Annotated in this window: 18 protein-coding genes and 1 other annotated feature; all 18 genes read left to right on the top strand. The window is 45.1% G+C overall.

Translation table 11 applies throughout. The annotated features are described in order from the left end of the window. Nucleotides 1-10 precede the first annotated feature (10 nt). The 18 genes from mreC (at nt 11) to ACUYLD_RS22975 (ending at nt 16062) form a co-directional block, all read left to right on the top strand. Nucleotides 11-832 carry a rod shape-determining protein MreC gene (gene mreC, locus ACUYLD_RS23060; protein ID WP_446676105.1) on the top strand — a complete coding sequence of 274 codons (822 nt, stop codon included), beginning with the start codon at nt 11-13 and terminating at the stop codon, nt 830-832. Beyond that, nucleotides 832-1362 (top strand): rod shape-determining protein MreD, encoded by a 531-nt coding sequence (gene mreD / locus ACUYLD_RS23055; RefSeq protein ID WP_311079499.1) that lies wholly within the window; start codon nt 832-834, stop codon nt 1360-1362. The genes mreC and mreD overlap by 1 nt, the downstream gene beginning before the upstream one ends. A gap of 82 nt (nt 1363-1444) precedes the next feature. Then, entirely contained in the window at nt 1445-2107 is a 663-nt protein-coding gene (gene minC, locus ACUYLD_RS23050) for a septum site-determining protein MinC (RefSeq protein WP_274482426.1), read from the top strand. A 3-nt stretch (nt 2108-2110) separates the two neighbouring features. After that, nucleotides 2111-2908 carry a septum site-determining protein MinD gene (minD, locus tag ACUYLD_RS23045; protein ID WP_061828810.1) on the top strand — a complete coding sequence of 266 codons (798 nt, stop codon included), beginning with the start codon at nt 2111-2113 and terminating at the stop codon, nt 2906-2908. 340 nt (nt 2909-3248) lie between these two features. Continuing rightward, nucleotides 3249-4094, top strand: coding sequence for a peptidoglycan DD-metalloendopeptidase family protein (locus ACUYLD_RS23040; RefSeq protein ID WP_250240093.1), 846 nt, complete (start codon nt 3249-3251; stop codon nt 4092-4094). Beyond that, on the top strand, nt 4087-4965 hold the full coding sequence (locus ACUYLD_RS23035) for a M50 family metallopeptidase (RefSeq protein WP_446676081.1): 879 nt from the start codon (nt 4087-4089) through the stop codon (nt 4963-4965). The genes ACUYLD_RS23040 and ACUYLD_RS23035 overlap by 8 nt, the downstream gene beginning before the upstream one ends. A 48-nt stretch (nt 4966-5013) precedes the next feature. After that, entirely contained in the window at nt 5014-6198 is a 1185-nt protein-coding gene (locus tag ACUYLD_RS23030; protein WP_446676080.1) for an Rne/Rng family ribonuclease, read from the top strand. Nucleotides 6199-6296: 98 nt separating this feature from the next. Next, nucleotides 6297-6384, top strand: a sequence feature (ribosomal protein L21 leader region). 13 nt (nt 6385-6397) lie between these two features. Next, the gene (gene rplU / locus ACUYLD_RS23025; RefSeq protein ID WP_013311592.1) at nt 6398-6709 is read left to right on the top strand and encodes a 50S ribosomal protein L21; all 312 of its coding nucleotides are present in this window, start codon (nt 6398-6400) and stop codon (nt 6707-6709) included. Nucleotides 6710-6722: 13 nt separating this feature from the next. Then, nucleotides 6723-7061 (top strand): ribosomal-processing cysteine protease Prp, encoded by a 339-nt coding sequence (locus ACUYLD_RS23020; protein ID WP_013311591.1) that lies wholly within the window; start codon nt 6723-6725, stop codon nt 7059-7061. 5 nt (nt 7062-7066) lie between these two features. Further along, the gene (gene rpmA, locus ACUYLD_RS23015) at nt 7067-7384 is read left to right on the top strand and encodes a 50S ribosomal protein L27 (RefSeq protein WP_039272574.1); all 318 of its coding nucleotides are present in this window, start codon (nt 7067-7069) and stop codon (nt 7382-7384) included. A 146-nt stretch (nt 7385-7530) separates the two neighbouring features. Next, nucleotides 7531-8268, top strand: a complete 738-nt coding sequence (locus ACUYLD_RS23010; RefSeq protein ID WP_328800631.1) for a Spo0B domain-containing protein — start codon at nt 7531-7533, stop codon at nt 8266-8268. A 13-nt stretch (nt 8269-8281) separates the two neighbouring features. After that, nucleotides 8282-9592, top strand: a complete 1311-nt coding sequence (gene obgE, locus ACUYLD_RS23005; protein ID WP_061828806.1) for a GTPase ObgE — start codon at nt 8282-8284, stop codon at nt 9590-9592. Nucleotides 9593-9748: 156 nt separating this feature from the next. Then, nucleotides 9749-10186, top strand: a complete 438-nt coding sequence (locus ACUYLD_RS23000; RefSeq protein WP_013311587.1) for an ACT domain-containing protein — start codon at nt 9749-9751, stop codon at nt 10184-10186. Nucleotides 10187-10229: 43 nt separating this feature from the next. Beyond that, on the top strand, nt 10230-11516 hold the full coding sequence (locus ACUYLD_RS22995; protein ID WP_274482419.1) for a homoserine dehydrogenase: 1287 nt from the start codon (nt 10230-10232) through the stop codon (nt 11514-11516). A gap of 27 nt (nt 11517-11543) precedes the next feature. Continuing rightward, the gene (gene thrB / locus ACUYLD_RS22990; protein ID WP_446676079.1) at nt 11544-12515 is read left to right on the top strand and encodes a homoserine kinase; all 972 of its coding nucleotides are present in this window, start codon (nt 11544-11546) and stop codon (nt 12513-12515) included. Further along, nucleotides 12512-13411: a prephenate dehydratase gene (pheA, locus tag ACUYLD_RS22985; protein ID WP_446676078.1), complete on the top strand. Its 900-nt coding sequence runs from the start codon at nt 12512-12514 to the stop codon at nt 13409-13411. The genes thrB and pheA overlap by 4 nt, the downstream gene beginning before the upstream one ends. A gap of 17 nt (nt 13412-13428) precedes the next feature. Continuing rightward, nucleotides 13429-14313 (top strand): branched-chain-amino-acid transaminase, encoded by an 885-nt coding sequence (gene ilvE, locus ACUYLD_RS22980; protein ID WP_322160115.1) that lies wholly within the window; start codon nt 13429-13431, stop codon nt 14311-14313. 159 nt (nt 14314-14472) lie between these two features. Continuing rightward, a complete protein-coding gene (locus ACUYLD_RS22975; RefSeq protein ID WP_446676077.1) occupies nt 14473-16062 on the top strand; it encodes a LysM peptidoglycan-binding domain-containing protein in 1590 nt (529 codons plus the stop codon). Nucleotides 16063-16497: the final 435 nt, after the last annotated feature.

Genomic DNA, 16497 nt, shown 5'->3' with positions numbered 1-16497 from the left:
ATTTGTTCTACTGATCGGAATCGTTCTGTTTATTGCCCTTATGGGGATTACACTTGGACAGAGAAATTCCTTAACCTGGCCCGAGAAGTTCGCCAGAGATTCAATTGGCTTTGTGCAAGGTATCTTTTACAGGCCCGCTTCAGCAATAGCGGGCTTCTTTGAAGATATCGGAAATATGCGCAGCATCTACGAAGAAAATGAACGATTAAAAATTGCTGTGGCAAAGCTGACTCGTGACCAGATTCAGACCCATAATTATGTTGAAACAAATGCCAGACTGCAGAATGAACTGAAGTTCACCCAAACGCAAAAGGCGAAGAATAATTATGATTATCGTGTTGCTCAAGTGAACAGCGTCAGCAATGATTCCAAAACGCTTGTGATCGATATTGGTGAGAAGGACGGAGCGAAGGTTGGTCAGGAAGTCAGTTCGCTTGAAGGATTTGTAGGAGTCATTAGTCGTACGGGGAATTTTACGTCCACCGTTACGTTGTTAACTACATTAGATCCTAAAAATCCAAATTCTTATGCCATTGCAGCGACAGTCTTGGGCAAGGAAAATCAATCGTTTGGTATGATTGAAAGCTATGATCCGGGTACGAACAGATTTCAAATGACTCGCATTGAAGAAAAAGATCCAATCGCAAAGGGCGATCAGATTATTACATCTGGTGCAGGTGGGAAATTCCGCAAAAACCTAATGATTGGAACGGTAGAGAAGATTCAGGTTGGGGATTTTGGCAAAACACGGACAGCGATTATTAAACCGGCAGCCAGCTTTGTGGATTGGAAAGAACTGCTCATCCTTTATACTCCTGAGGTACCGGAATAATGAAGATGCGCGGTCAGGTTCTAATACTGCTGCTGTTTGTACTGTTTATAGCTGAAGGGACGATTCTTCCGTGGCTTCTTCCGGATAGTTGGCATTCAAGAATGGTTCCGAATTTTGTGTATGTCGTGATCTTGTTTGTGTCTGTGTATTACAGTCGTCATACAGCATTGGTGCTAGGTATTGTTTTTGGACTTATTCATGATGTAGTGTTCTACGGGTTTATCATTGGGCCTTACTCTTTTGCAATGGGGTTGTCTGCATACTTATTGGGGCTTGTTTTTACAGCTCGACGTGCGCCGATGCCTATTATGATGGCAGCCGTGTTGATTGGTAGTTTCCTGCTGGATTCTATGCTTTTTGCTATTGACCAGCTGTTCCAGCTGAATCATCAGACTTTCAATTGGGCACTTGCTCAGTATATGATTCCTGATTTATTTATCCATTTTCTGTTCGCCCTCATCATTTATGTCCCAGTTCGCAAGCAATTGCAGCGTTTGGGTACCCGTGTGAAAAAGGAAGAGGTCGTCTAGGTCTTTTTACACACATTTTGTCCGGGTTAGCAGGGATTTGACGTCCCGGGGACGAAATGATTGAGATAGGAGGGACAGGCTAATGGCGGTGAAATCGAATCATGTCACGATTAAAGGCATCAAAGATGGCCTGGTATTCCTGCTGGACGATCAATGCGAGTTTGAGGATTTGCTGGGTGAGCTGCGTTTTAAGCTGGAGCACAGTCATCAAAATATTTTAACAGGCCCGATCATTCATGTGGATATTAAGCTGGGAAGCCGAGAAGTGACAGAGGAACAGAAGGAAAGTATTCTGGAGATCTTGAAGCAAAAGGGGAATCTCCTTATCAGGTCTGTAGAATCACCTGGACTGCCTGTGGAAGTGCAGGGAAAGCCCCCTATTCACACGGTGACAGGGATTATCCGTTCTGGCCAAGTGCTTCATCACAGTGGGAACCTACTCTTTTTGGGAGATGTAAACCCGGGTGGAATTATAACATGTACTGGTGATATTTATGTCCTCGGCGCTTTGCGAGGCATGGCGCATGCAGGGATGGAGGGAAATAGTGAAGCGATTATTGCGGCTTCCTATTTTGCACCGACACAGCTGCGAATTTCCGAAATGATCAGCCGTCCACCAGACGAATGGGAGACACGTGAATCCGGTATGGAATTTGCGTATCTCAAGGATGGCGCTATGCAAATAGATAAAATGAGCAATATTGTGCGTCTGGGCCGCGATTTTAACGTGTTCAAAGGGGTGTAGCACATGGGAGAGGCTATCGTCGTCACTTCAGGAAAAGGCGGCGTCGGCAAAACGACGACGTCAGCCAATATAGGAACAGCGCTTGCACTGCTCGGCAAAAAGGTATGTTTGGTGGATACGGATATCGGTTTGCGTAATCTAGACGTTGTGATGGGTCTGGAAAACCGGATTATTTACGACCTTGTTGATGTAGCGGAAGGTCGTTGCCGTTTAAATCAGGCACTGGTTAAGGACAAGCGTTTTGAGGAGCTGTATATGCTGCCAGCCGCTCAAACCAAGGACAAGAGTGCTGTTACGCCGGAGCAGGTTAAGGATATTATTTTGGAACTTAAAAAGGATTTTGAATATATATTGATCGACTGCCCTGCGGGTATTGAACAGGGCTTTAAAAATGCCATTGCCGGGGCCGATCAGGCCATTGTTGTGACCACCCCGGAAAATGCAGCCGTACGCGATGCAGACCGGGTAATTGGTTTACTGGAAAGCTCACATGTGGTATCACCCAAGTTGGTGGTTAACCGCATTCGCAATAGCATGGTTAAATCCGGAGATATGTTGGATATTGATGGGATTTTACAAGTGCTTAGCATAGACCTTATTGGGATTGTGCCGGATGATGAAATGGTAATTAAAGCCGCTAATACAGGGGAGCCTACCGTTATGAATCCAGATTCACAGGCCGCGATTGCTTACCGTAACATTGCGAGACGGATTTTGGGTGATACAGTGCCCCTCATGCAGCTGGACCAGAAGAAAAGCGTGATGACACGCTTTAAGAAGTTTTTTGGTATGGGTGGATGAGGAAAACAGGAAGTTATGGCTGGTAAACTGCTTCCACACTTCCTACGTGATTTTCCATTGGTTCTAAGGTAGGAGCTGTAGTAGTATTCACTTGTAATACTAGACACTTAAATAAGGAATAATCTTATTTAAGTGTTTTTGGTTTGTCTTTTTAAATTCCTATAATACGGTTTCTCAAAATTTAGGGTCACTACATAAATATCATAAATACAAAACATATCCGGTGCGCTAGCGCCGGTTTTTTTGATTTTTAGGTGCGTAATCCCGAACCGGACAACATAAGTTGAAGCCCGTCCTCATAAGATGTATCAAACATACCTCGCTGAGGGGGCTGAACAGGATGAATAAAAATTCCGGAATCAAGCAGCGCAGAGAAGAACGTATACAGCAGCTAATCGCGGGAAGCAAAGCAGAGTCGTATCCCTCTGGCATATATCAGAACAGGCACGGGGATAAAGATATGAAGTCGATGCCTATAGTTAGTGCCAACTCGCCCAGAGACCCAGAAACTGAGTGGAAAAATGAGCGGCAACGCTGGCAGCAATCTTTTGGGACGAATCGTGGTCCGTCTTTTTGGACTTCCTTTTGGCGAAGATCAGTCATAGCAACGGTGTTATTTGGAATGGTATGGGGAATGTTTCGTTGGGATATTCCCTATGCAGTGAATTTGAGAATGTTTATTGCGGATGCCTTGAATAAGGATATGGATTTTGCAGCCGTTGGGCAATGGTATGAAACTTATTTTGACGGAGCACCTTCCTTTTTACCGATTTTTGGCGAGGAGCATGAAACGCACAAGGTAGACGCAAGTCGAAAGGGCTCTCCACCGATTGAAGGCAATATAACACAGCCTTTTGTACTGAGCCTTAAAGGGGTAGAAATTACGCCGAATATTACCGATAACGGGGCAATCGCTGTTAAAAGTATAGATGCAGGACGAGTATTAGACATATTAAATCATCCCAAAAGCGGGATTTCGGTTACAGTTCGGCACACTGGCGGTATCACAGCAACTTACGGAAGGCTTTCCCGCTCTACCTTAAAAGTGAACGACTGGGTACAGGAGGGAGATGAGATCGGTGTATTGCCAGCAAGTCACAGCGGCAGCGAGGCGGCAACTTTGTTTTTGGCAGTTCAGAGAGGGGATCAATACATTGACCCGTCAGAAGTGGTAGCCCTTGATTAATGTCCGAGGGGTGACCTTATCACTACATCCACTGTTTGTATTGGTCATGCTGACCTCTATATTAACTGGACATTTTATCGAGATTATAACTTTATTTACATTGGTATTTATTCATGAGCTAGGTCATGCGACAGCTGCTTCGTTGTTGGGTGCGCGGGTGCTTTCCATACAGATGTTACCCTTTGGAGGAGTGGCGGTCATTGAGGATCAGGGGAAGCTCAATGCGTGGAAGGAGATTGTCATTGCGCTAGCAGGGCCCCTGCAAAATGGAATCATGATCATCATCCTTTTGTGGTTCAGAAATGTGAGTGGGCTGGAGTATAATTATGTAAATTATATCATTCAGGGGAATGCAGTTATTGCACTGTTTAATTTGCTGCCCATTTTACCACTTGACGGTGGGAAAATATTGCAGGCACTGATTAGCTTATCCTTTTCTTATCACCGCACATTAGTGTGGACTTTTAGAGCCAGTATCGTAACGAGTCTGCTATTTTGTATATATGGTATTTCGCCGTTGTTAAGGCAAAATGGACCTATCCATTTAAATCTGCTGGCGGTAGGGATTTTTTTGCTTTATTCTAATATTGTGGATTATCGGAATATCCCTTACCGTTTTATACGGTTTTTGCTGGGGAGGGACGAGCTTTTTTACCGCGAAGTAGCTAAGGGAAGTATTGCCTTACCTATTGTATCCCTACCAGTGAAACATTTGGAGCCTATTTTGCGTCTTTTCAGAAGAGATCGGTATCATATGGTTTATGTTATGAATGAACAGGGACGGATTGTAGCCGTACTGCCGGAGCAACGTCTTATTCGCTCTTATTTTGCGACACGCCCGCCAGATGGTGGAGAACCCAAGCCCAAATAATGTTTTATGAGTTAAGGAAGAGGCTGTATCCAGAGAGGTTGAAAAACCATGAAGCAAATGATTGTACAATGCCAGCAGCAGATGACCCAAATGGCGCTGTTGGAAGAGGGACGATTGGTTGAATATGCGGCTGAACTACCGCGAAAACGGGGAATTCTAGGTTCTTTTTTCAAAGCGAGGGTGGTCAATGTGCTACCAGGTATGCAAGCCGCCTTTGTTGACATTGGACAGCGAAAAAATGCCTTTTTGTATGTAGATGACGTACTTCATGCTCATTTGGACAAGCAGCCGGAGGTAAAACCATCTATTTCTGAAGTGTTAAAGGTAGGGCAGGAAATTGTAGTGCAGGTATTAAAAGAGGCTGTTGGTAGCAAAGGAGCGAGGGTCACCACTCATTTTTCACTTCCGGGTCGCTGGATCGTATATATGCCCCGTGCTGATTATGTGGCCGTGTCCAAGAAGATCGAACGTGAGGGCGAACGTACCCGTTTGAAAGCAATGGGAGAGCAGCTACGCACAAGCGAGGAAGGACTCATAATCCGTACCGTTTCGGAGGACATGAGTATAGAGGCGATTGAAAATGATCTGAATCAACTACGTAAGCAGTGGGCGGCTATTCAGCGTAAAGCTGGTGAACACTCGGCTCCGTGCGAATTACACCGGGATTTAAGTATTGTTCAACGGTTGATTCGAGATGTGTTTACACCTGAACAGGATGAACTGGTCATTGACAGTGAAGAGCAAGCAAAGGATGCAGAAATCATGCTGCAACAGATTGGTCCTGCGAGAGCTCATGTAAGTATATTTCGTGGTGCAGAAGAAACAATTTTCAAAACTTATGGCATTCATGAGCAGCTGGAACGCGATTTTGCGCGAAAGGTATGGCTGCAGGGCGGTGGATACATTGTCATTGATCATACGGAGGCACTAACCGTCATTGATGTGAATACCGGGAAGTTTACGGGAGGCAGTAATCTGGAAGAAACGGTAACCCGGACTAACATTGAAGCAGCTGAAGAGATTGCCCGCCTGGTACGTGTGCGTGATATTGGTGGTATCATCATCATTGATTTTATTGACATGGAACAAGAGGAGAACCGTCGGGAAGTATCCTCTGTGCTGGAAGCAAGGTTGAAGAAGGATCGGACCAAATCTTATGTTGTCGGTTGGACGCGGTTAGGTTTGCTGGAAATGACCCGCAAAAAAGTGCGTGAGGAAAAGACGTTCGTGTAGAGCGATGCGTAACCAAAAATCATTTTAAAACTAAAGGTTGAATGTGTATAAAGCTTGTGCTACAATCATTTAGTATGTGTGATGCGTAAGATTGGCTGCACATGCTGTAACCGCTCCAATCAGGTACTGAAGTGCAGTATCCTAAGGGAATCTGCCACCTGCTATTAGGCGAGTCTGAGACATAAGGAGGTGCAAGCAAATGTACGCAATTATCGAAACAGGTGGTAAGCAATACAAAGTTCAAGAGGGCGACGTATTGTTCATCGAGAAGTTGGAAGCTAATGATGGTGAAACTGTAACGTTCGATCGTGTTCTGGCAGTGTCCGGCGACAATGGCTTGACAGCAGGTACACCGCTTCTTTCTGGAGCTTCTGTAACAGCTAAAGTTGAGAAGCATGGTCAAGGTCAAAAGGTCATCGTATACAAATACAAACCTAAAAAGAACTACCATGTGAAGCAAGGTCATCGTCAACCGTACACGAAAGTGACGATTGAAAAAATCCAAGCGTAAGAGGGTGCGATAAGTGATTATCGTGCGTATTACACGACTGGAGGATGGCAGCATACAGGGGTTTTCCGTTAAAGGACATGCGAATTTCGCTAAATCTGGCGAGGATATCGTATGTGCTGGCGTTTCAGCGGTAACGGTAGGAACTGTCAATTCGATTGGAGCTCTTACGGACGTTGAGATGGAAACGGAAATGGAAAACGGCTTTTTAAGCGCGTATCTTTCTCCTGAAAGTTATCATGATGCAAACGCACAGGTTCAACTGTTGCTGGAGTCCATGGTGATTATGCTGACAAGTATTGCTGAATCATACGGTAAGTATATTCAAATAGAAAATAATCAAAGAAGGAGGTAGACATCATGTTGAAATTGACATTGGATCTTCAATTATTCGCATCGAAAAAAGGTGTAGGTTCCACAAAAAACGGACGTGACAGTAAATCGAAACGTCTTGGAGTGAAACGTGCTGACGGTCAAGCAGTTACCGGCGGTAGCATCCTGGTTCGTCAACGCGGAACGAAAATTCACCCGGGCACGAACGTGGGCATCGGTAAGGACGACACTCTGTTCGCGAAAGTGGACGGCGTTGTGAAGTTCGAACGTTGGGGCCGTGATCGCAAAAAGGTGAGCATCTACCCGATCGACGTTGCTCCAGTAGCAGCTACTGTAGAAGCTTAATAGCGGCTTAGACACGCTGAAAAGCCTCCGGCACTTTTGTCGGAGGCTTTTTTGCATGATGGTAATGAATTGGAAAGTTAGTCTGTGCTATACTGGATTAAGGTTCTTTAATAATCCATTTAATTATCGCAGAACGGAGAGAAGCCATGTTCCAGCGGATAAGAGCGCCTTATCTGGCGTTGGGTTCCATTCTGATTCCTTTGGTTTTTTCACTGCTCTATCCTGAAGTATTAACGATTATCTTATTAGCAGTATGGTCTGTAGTTACTGCATGCTTTGGTATGTGGTATACGCAAAGACAGGTTGAGCATGAACGGAAAGCTGCTTTGCGTTCTTTTGAGCGTACAGCGATTTCAATGCTTAACCATCATCGGCATGACTGGATGAATGACTTGCAGGTGCTTTATGGATATATTCGTATGAATAAGCATGATAAATCTGTTGCTTATGTGGAAACAATAAAAGGGCGCGTGGCGGAAGACAGTAAAATATCTAAGTTGGGTATTCCCTCACTGGTGTTTTATTTGCAGTCTTTTCGGGTGAACGCCGGTAATTTACAGTTGTCGGTACAGGTTGAGGAGCAGTTAAAGTTAGACGCTGTCATGTCTCCCGAAGACGGCGAGTCGCTTGCCTCGGCCGTCATAGAAACGGTGCGTGCGTATCAATATGGCGGGGGCCGGTCGTCCTGGGGAGAAGTGCGCAGATTGACACTTTTTTTCGGTATGGATCAGAATGATGTTATCGTCCGTTTTGAAGGAAGTGATATACCTGCGGATTTGAATATCCTAAAGCAGGTCAGATCCGTACCCGGAAGTAAACGCATTCGAACAGAGAAGCTTCCTACGGGCGAAATGCTTCAAATTCGGATGCAGTGCCAGACATAAGGAAGGTGTAACCATGTTTGTAGATAAAGCGAAGATTTTTGTTAAAGGCGGTGACGGTGGAGACGGATTAATTGCGTTTCGCCGTGAGAAATACGTTCCTGAAGGTGGCCCAGGTGGTGGTGACGGAGGGAACGGTGGAGACGTAATTTTCCGTGTAGATGAGGGTTTGCGTACCTTGATGGATTTTCGGTACCAACGTCATTTTAAAGCCCAGCGTGGAGTAAAAGGTCGCAACAAAAGCCAACACGGAGCCAATGCGGAGCACATGATCGTACGTATACCACCGGGAACGGTCATCATAGATGATGATACTGGTGAAGTAGTAGCAGATATGACACGTCATGGTCAACAAGTCGTCGTAGCTAAAGGAGGACGCGGGGGACGCGGGAACATCCGTTTTGCTACGCCGAGTAATCCAGCGCCTGAGTTGGCTGAGAACGGTGCAGAGGGACAAGAACGTTATATCACGCTTGAGTTAAAAGTAATGGCTGACGTAGGCTTGGTCGGTTTCCCTAGTGTAGGGAAGTCTACCTTGTTGTCGGTTGTATCTTCCGCAAAACCGAAAATTGGGGCATACCACTTTACAACGATTACTCCGAATTTGGGTGTTGTGGATGTGGGTGATCATCGTAATTTTGTGATGGCGGATTTGCCTGGTTTGATTGAAGGAGCTCATGAAGGTATTGGGCTGGGACATGAATTTCTGCGGCACATTGAGCGGACGCGTATTATTATCCATGTCGTGGATATGGCGGGCTCCGAAGGACGTGACCCGTTTGAAGATTGGACTAAAATTAACGACGAATTGAAGCAATATAATGCAGCATTGGCTGAGCGTCCGCAAATTGTGGCGGCCAATAAAATGGATATGCCAGAAGCTGAAGAAAACCTGGCTCACTTCAAAGAGCAGATTGCTTCTATACGTCCTGATCTTGAAATCATGCCTATTTCCTCACTGACACGTCAAGGTGTAAAGGAACTGCTCTACCGGGCTGCTGATTTGCTGGATCAAATACCGGACGAGCCGGTTGTTGAGGAAGTAGCAGAAGTCAATGAACGTAAGGTATTTAAGCTGGATACAGCAGAAGACGATGGCTTTACAATTGTGCGCGAAAACGACACATTCGTGGTGCAGAGCCCTAAAATTGAGCGCATGATGAAGCGCATGCAGTTGAACTCGCATGATGCCATTTTAAAATTAGCAAGAACGTTACGCCATATGGGTGTGGATGCTGAGTTACGCAAGCGTGGCGCCAAAGATGGTACATCTGTACGCATTGCTGATTTCGAGTTCGAATTTGTTGAAGGCAGCAGCTACTACTAAAAATCAAATAAAGGTCTAAAACCTGAACGGTTACTGTACTATGGGAAATTCTATAGAGGCAGTAGCCGTTTTTTGCAATGTTAGCTTGCCGATTTTCATGAGTTTCGATATAATGTCCTCTATACAAAAACATAAGTCTTTGAGGAGAGGACGTTCTTGAAAGAGCGCTATTACTTGGTACGGGAAGATATTTTGCCTGAAGCTATTGTTAAGACTATACAGGTGAAACTGCTGCTGGCTTCAGGAGATGTTAAAACCGTGCATGATGCCGTGGAGCAAGTTGGGCTAAGCCGAAGCGCCTTTTATAAATATAAGGATGGCATACATTTGGTTAACCAGCTGGAGCGTGAGCGAATTGTCAATATCTCTATTGATTTAGAGCATCAATCCGGAATGTTGTCCAGGGTGCTTGGCAGAGTGGCTGATTTCGGAGGCAATGTGCTGACGATTCAGCAAAGTATTCCACTGCAAGGCAGAGCCAACGTAGTTATCTCGGTAGAAATGTCCAGACTCAGTGAAGAGTTGGGTGTTCTACTGGAGGGCTTGGAGGACATCTCCGGAGTCAAACGTGTTCGCCTGATTGGGCAAGGTTAAGGCAATTCAGTTCATTAGACATAAGTTCGCGGGAGGGGAATGGATGAAACCGGTCAAAGTAGGATTGTTAGGTTTGGGGACGGTAGGAACGGGAGTCGTTCGAATCGTAGAAGGCAATCAGGAAGATTTGAGCAGACAAGTCGGTTCACCGATCATCATTGAAAAAATAGCTGTAAAAAACATAGAAAAATATCGTTCCATTGAAGTGGACACGGCCAAGCTTACTGAGGACCCATGGGAAGTTATTCGAGACCCTGAAATTGATGTGATTATCGAAGTTATGGGCGGGGTTGATCAGACGAAGGAGTACATTCTTGAAGCGCTGGAGCGGGGTAAACACATCGTAACAGCTAACAAGGACTTAATGGCTTTGCACGGTTCTGAAGTATTAGCAAAGGCGCAGGAAAAGCAATGTGATATTTTTTATGAAGCTAGTGTAGCAGGTGGTATCCCGATTATTCGTACACTCATTGAAGGTTTCTCCTCCGACCGTATTACCCGCATTATGGGGATTGTGAACGGTACGACAAACTTTATTTTAACAAAAATGAGTCAGGAAGGGGCCTCGTACGAGGAAGTTCTCAAGGAAGCGCAGGAGCTTGGGTATGCTGAATCCGATCCGACTTCAGACGTGGAAGGACTGGATGCAGCTCGTAAAATGGCAATTCTTGGCACGCTTGGTTTCCGCTCTAATGTAGAGCTCAAGGATGTAAGTGTCAGCGGCATTTCAAAGGTAACCAGTGAAGATATTGCTTTTGCTAAAAAACTAGGATATGAAATGAAATTGCTCGGCATTGCAGAGCGTCAGGGTGATGAATTTACCATTAACGTTCAGCCGACCATGGTACGCAAGCAGCATCCACTGGCTTCGGTGAACGGGGTATTCAACGCGGTGTATGTGCATGGTGAAGCAGTGGGTGAAACCATGTTTTATGGTGCGGGTGCAGGTGAAATGCCGACGGCAACATCGGTTGTAGCCGATTTAGTAGCTGTAGTGAAAAATCTCAAACTTGGTGTCAATGGGCTTAAAGCCATCGTACCTTACAACCCTAAAAAAATTAGTAGCGACGAAGATGTGTATTTCAAAAACTTCGTGCTTCTGCATGTGGATGATAAAGCGGGGGTGTTGGCACGGATTACGCAAGTATTTGCTGAATTTAATGTCAGTCTGGCATCTGTTGTGCAACAACCGAATGAGGTTAACCCCGATGCTGAAATTATTATCGTGACTCATTTAGCCAGTAAAGCGAGTATGAAAAAGGTTTTGGAGCATTTTGAAACTTTAGACGTCATCCGTCGCATCAAGAGCGTATATCGAGTAGAGGGATAGTCAATAAAAGCAGGAGGAATTGTCTGTATGACCGTTTTAAAAAAAACAGCAAGAGTGCGTGTGCCTGCGAGTACGGCCAACTTGGGTCCCGGCTTTGATACATTGGGCATGGCATTGTCCTTATATGCATGGATTGAAATAAAGGAGGCCGAACAGACGGCTTTTCATTTATACGGAGATGAAATGAATGGTGTTCCCCAAGATAAAACTAATCTGATTTTCAAGGTAGCACAAATGGTTTTTCGGGAAGCAGGTGTATCTGTTCCTGAGCTCGATATTTCGATGTACTCGGATATTCCACTCACTCGCGGTTTGGGCAGCAGTGCTTCTGCCATTGTGGGCGCCTTGGTCGCTGCCAATACGTTGATTGGCTCACCTTTGCCGGCTTCCAAGCTGTTCGATATGGCAAGCGCCATTGAAAAACACCCGGACAATGTTGGAGCTTCCTTGTTTGGTGGTATTATTACAGCGATGTGGGACGGCGAGCATGCTAGGCATTTACGGCTTGAACCAGATGCCAATCTGGAGGTTATGGTAGTTATTCCAGATTTTCAGCTGTCCACGTCGAAAGCTAGAGAGGTTCTACCCGCGCATGTATCATTGAAAGATGCTGTATATAATATAAGTCATGCTTCCATGCTAGTAGCAGCATTGGCGTCAGGACGAACCGATTTAATCGCCGAAGCGATGCGTGATCAGCTTCATCAGCCTTACCGCGCGGCACTTGTGCCAGGTATGACAGAGATCCTGCAGGATGCGCACCATTATGGTGCTTTGGGTGTGGCTCTAAGTGGGGCTGGACCAACGTTGCTGGCATTGACAGATCGGCGGGAAAATCGGAAAGCAGAGCTGGAGCAGTATTTAACGGATACCATGAACAAAGAGGGGATCACTGCTTCTGTTTTAAAATTGCGCCCTGAGAATGAAGGAGTTAAAGTATATACAGAAGGGAATACTCTCCCTTTTATGGATATGATTAAAGGGGAACTTACGATATGAAACGAATTGCACTTCTTCCTGAGGGGACTGTTTCTCATGAAGCGATTAAGTATTTGTTAGGAGATACGTCCCATGAATTACTTTTTTACAAACATATTGCGGACGTATTTCAGGCAGTAGACAAGGGTCAGGCAGACTATAGTGTAATTCCCATTGAAAATACGATTGATGGCTCTGTAAGTTTGCATATGGATTGGCTTGTACATGAAGTAGACATTCAAATGCAGGCGGAATGGGTATATCCTTCAATTCAAAATCTTATTGGTCATCGCAGTGAATTTACGAAGGATTTGGACAAGCTGGATTTGAGCAAAGTGGTCAAAATTATGTCTCATCCTGTGGCGCTTCCCCAGTGTAAAGAATTCATACAGGCTTCCGCTCCTCAGGCCGAGTTGGAGAGTGCAGGAAGTACGGCAGAAGCCGTCGAAATTGTTAAACATAACCCCGGTAAAGGCTGGACCGCTCTCGGAACCAAGCTTGCGGCTGCCAAACATGGATTGGATATTTTGGCCAGCAAAGTGACGGATCACGATAACAACTTTACCCGCTTTGTCTTGATCGGTCATCAACCTATAAGTCTCCCGGGTACGCCTGAAGGTCAGCGAACCAGTATTTTGGTCACGCCGCCGCAGGATTTCCCGGGAGCGCTGCATCAGGTTTTATCCGCATTTGCATGGCGCAGGTTAAATCTGTCTCGTATTGAATCGCGTCCGACCAAAAAGCAATTGGGGAATTATTATTTTTACATTGAAGTTTTGGATTCTCTGCATTCCGTGCTGCTTCCGGCAGCCTTTGCAGAGATCGAGGCTTTGGGGTGCCATGTACGTGTTCTTGGCTCTTATCCAAGCTACAAGTATGTTGAAGCAGCGATCGAACCTATTTTAAAGGAACATTAATCGGAGGTGTGGTTTTAATGGCAGAACAATGGATCTATCTGGATGGGCAGCATGTGACTAAGGAAAACGCAAAGGTTTCCGTATATGATCATGGATTCTTGTACGGAGACGGTATATTTGAGGGCATTCGTATCTATAACGGGAATATTTTTAAATGTAAGGAGCACTTGGAGCGTCTGTATGATTCTGCGAAATCCATTCAGTTAAACATTCCTTTGTCTCCTGATGAAATGTTGGAAGCAATGGCTGAAACGATTCGTCTTAACGAAATGCGTAACGGATATATCCGTCTGATTGTATCCCGAGGTGCAGGAAATCTAGGTTTAGATCCTCTTCGTTGTGCGAAGGCGAGTGTCATCATTATCGTGGAGCAGCTTGCCATTTACCCGGAAGAAGCTTACTTGACTGGCCTGAAGACAATTTCTGTCTCTCAGCGTCGCAACATCCCAGACGCTTTGAATCCGAAGATTAAATCATTGAACTATCTTAACAATATCCTCGTGAAGATCCAGTCTAACTATGCTGGTGTAGGTGAGGCTATTATGCTCAATTCCCAAGGGTATGTGACGGAAGGCTCTGCGGACAACATTTTCATTGTCAAAAATGGAGTGTTATATACACCTCCTTGCTATTTGGGGGCGCTTGAAGGGATTACTCGTAATGCTATTATCGATTTGTGTGCTAAGCTTGGATACCCCCTTAAGGAACAACCTTTTACACTGCATGATGTATATGTTGCGGACGAGGTGTTTTTTACAGGAACTGCGGCAGAAGTTATTGCAGCTTATGAAGTGGATGGTCGTACGATCGGCTCCGGCGTTGCTGGCTCAGTGACTTTGGAGCTCTTGGCTGAGTTCCGGAAGATCGTGGATCAGGATGGCTACAAAGTGTGGCAGGACTAAAATAAAACCGAATCCTTTTAACTGAATGCTCGCGTGAGTATTCGGTTGAGAGGATTTTTTTGTTTGTATGGGGTCATTCGCCCGGGAGGTGCATAGGATGTAATAACAGAAGCCGGGCGTTTATCCCGCCCGAACGAAAGTCTAGGAGGTTTGTGACCTGTGAAAATACACATCGTCAAAAAAGGTGACACTCTGTACTTGCTGGCACAGAAGTATAATGTGACGCTGGAGAAAGTTATTGCCGCCAATCCCCAATTGGCAGACCCTAATCAGTTGAGTATCGGCGAGAAAATTAAAATTCCAACAGACCCAGTTACGATGGAAACACAGCCGTCAACGGTATATCAACACAAGGTTAAGCAAGGAGATTCATTGTGGAAGTTGTCCAAGGCGTGGAATGTACCGCTTAAGCTAATTATTGATGCCAATTCCCAGCTTAAAAACCCGAACGCACTTCTGGTTGGAGAAACAGTTAATATTCCACACTACAAAGAAGAGGCGTCTGATTTTACTGAGAATAAAAAAAATACCGCAGCCAAAGAAGAGATGACACAGCCTAAACCACCTGAATCCCCAACCAAGCAAGAACTTACCCAGCCCAAGGCGGAGTTGACGCAGCCTAAGCAGGAAAATATGCCTAGCCCCAAAGAAGAGATGACACAGCCAAAAGAAACAGTGAATCCTCCTAAGCTTCCTGAATTAAAACTGCCTGAAGTTTCTATGGCACCCGTAAATCCTGCTCCACCTCAAATGCAGCCCATAGTTACTCCACCTGCTCCGCCTCAAAAGCAACCTATAGTTACCCAACCCATCGCATCTAAGCCACAGCTTCCTACAACTATTGTGAAGCAACCTGTAGCTGAAAAATTTTGCGGCTGCACAAAATCGGAGCCGATGGTAAATTCCGAGTGGTCGATACAACAGCCGACATTTGATTATAGCCCACAAATAAATGCAATGCCGAACTCGTGGTATCCGGGGATTGAGTCTCCTCAAACTTGGGGGAATGCGCCTATAAATACCTCCTTAGCAGAACACGCCTCTCCTACTGTAGTTTCTGATCAGGGCTATCATCATGATTGTGAGCATCCATGGTGCTGGGGGTCTGTGCAGACACCACCTATAAATGCCCATCCAACACCTTATCCTGCCTATTCAGATTGCTGCGCCCCTGGATATTATCCGAGTCATGAGGCGTCTGAAAATGCATCCTACCCTGTCTATCCTCCATTTATCCATCAAGGGCATCCACAGCAGTATCCAGAGAGTACAGTCCAGGGCAGTCAATGGAGCCAGGCATGGGGAGGACCTCCATATGGTTCGCCTGCGGGTGGGCACGTGTCCGATTATAGCCAACTACAAGGACAACAATCTGCGAATTCCCCTTATCATCCGTTTGCGCATGGGAATGCACCTATGTATCCATTAGAGGGATATACAACACCCTACATGTTTATGCCAGACTGTGGATGCCGGGAAGAGAACGTCCAGTCGGCACCAGCAATTCCAGAATCGCAGGAGATTGGTAACAATCTGACTATTGCATCCCAAAATGAAGTTGGTTCTTCTTCTAAACCAAAGGATCGTAGCGTGCGTAAAGGTAAATCAAAAGACAGCTCTGGCAGTACATCCAAAGAAGAGACATCCAAAGCCAAGGTTTCCAGTAAAAATGCTACTAATAAAAAGCAAAAATCCCGCTCCTCATCCTATAATGCACGTTCGCGTAAAAATCCGTGGATTAAGGACTGACGTGGCTATATGTAAAAGGAGAGGAACCTCATGGTAGTGCCCGGCTTTATTATTCATTAAGAGGAAGAAATGAATGTTAAAGAGACTGTTATTCTGCTTGTGGGAATAATGGTCTCTTGATTTAAATGCAGTGATTTTAAAGATGAGAAAAAAACTAAAAAAAGGTGTTGCCTTTTAGCGTAATTTTATGGTATATTCTTTTAGCTGTCTTTTGCAAGATAGTTAGCAACACGAAAACAAAGCAGAATTGATTGAAAAATTCTTTTGAAAAAAAGTGTTGCAAAGACCTGAAAAACATGATATATTATTTAAGTCGCCGCTGAGATGCGGTGGTGAAACAGAGTAAGACATTATGCAGGTTTGATCTTTGAAAACTGAACAACGAGTGAGTAAAACGATTTTGTTCGCAAAATCAAACAAGAGATATTTTTATCT

The sequence above is a fragment of the Paenibacillus sp. SER-28 genome (assembly GCF_052906305.1).
Note: the sequence above shows the minus strand (reverse complement) of the source record. Positions and strands in the feature narration are given on the sequence as shown.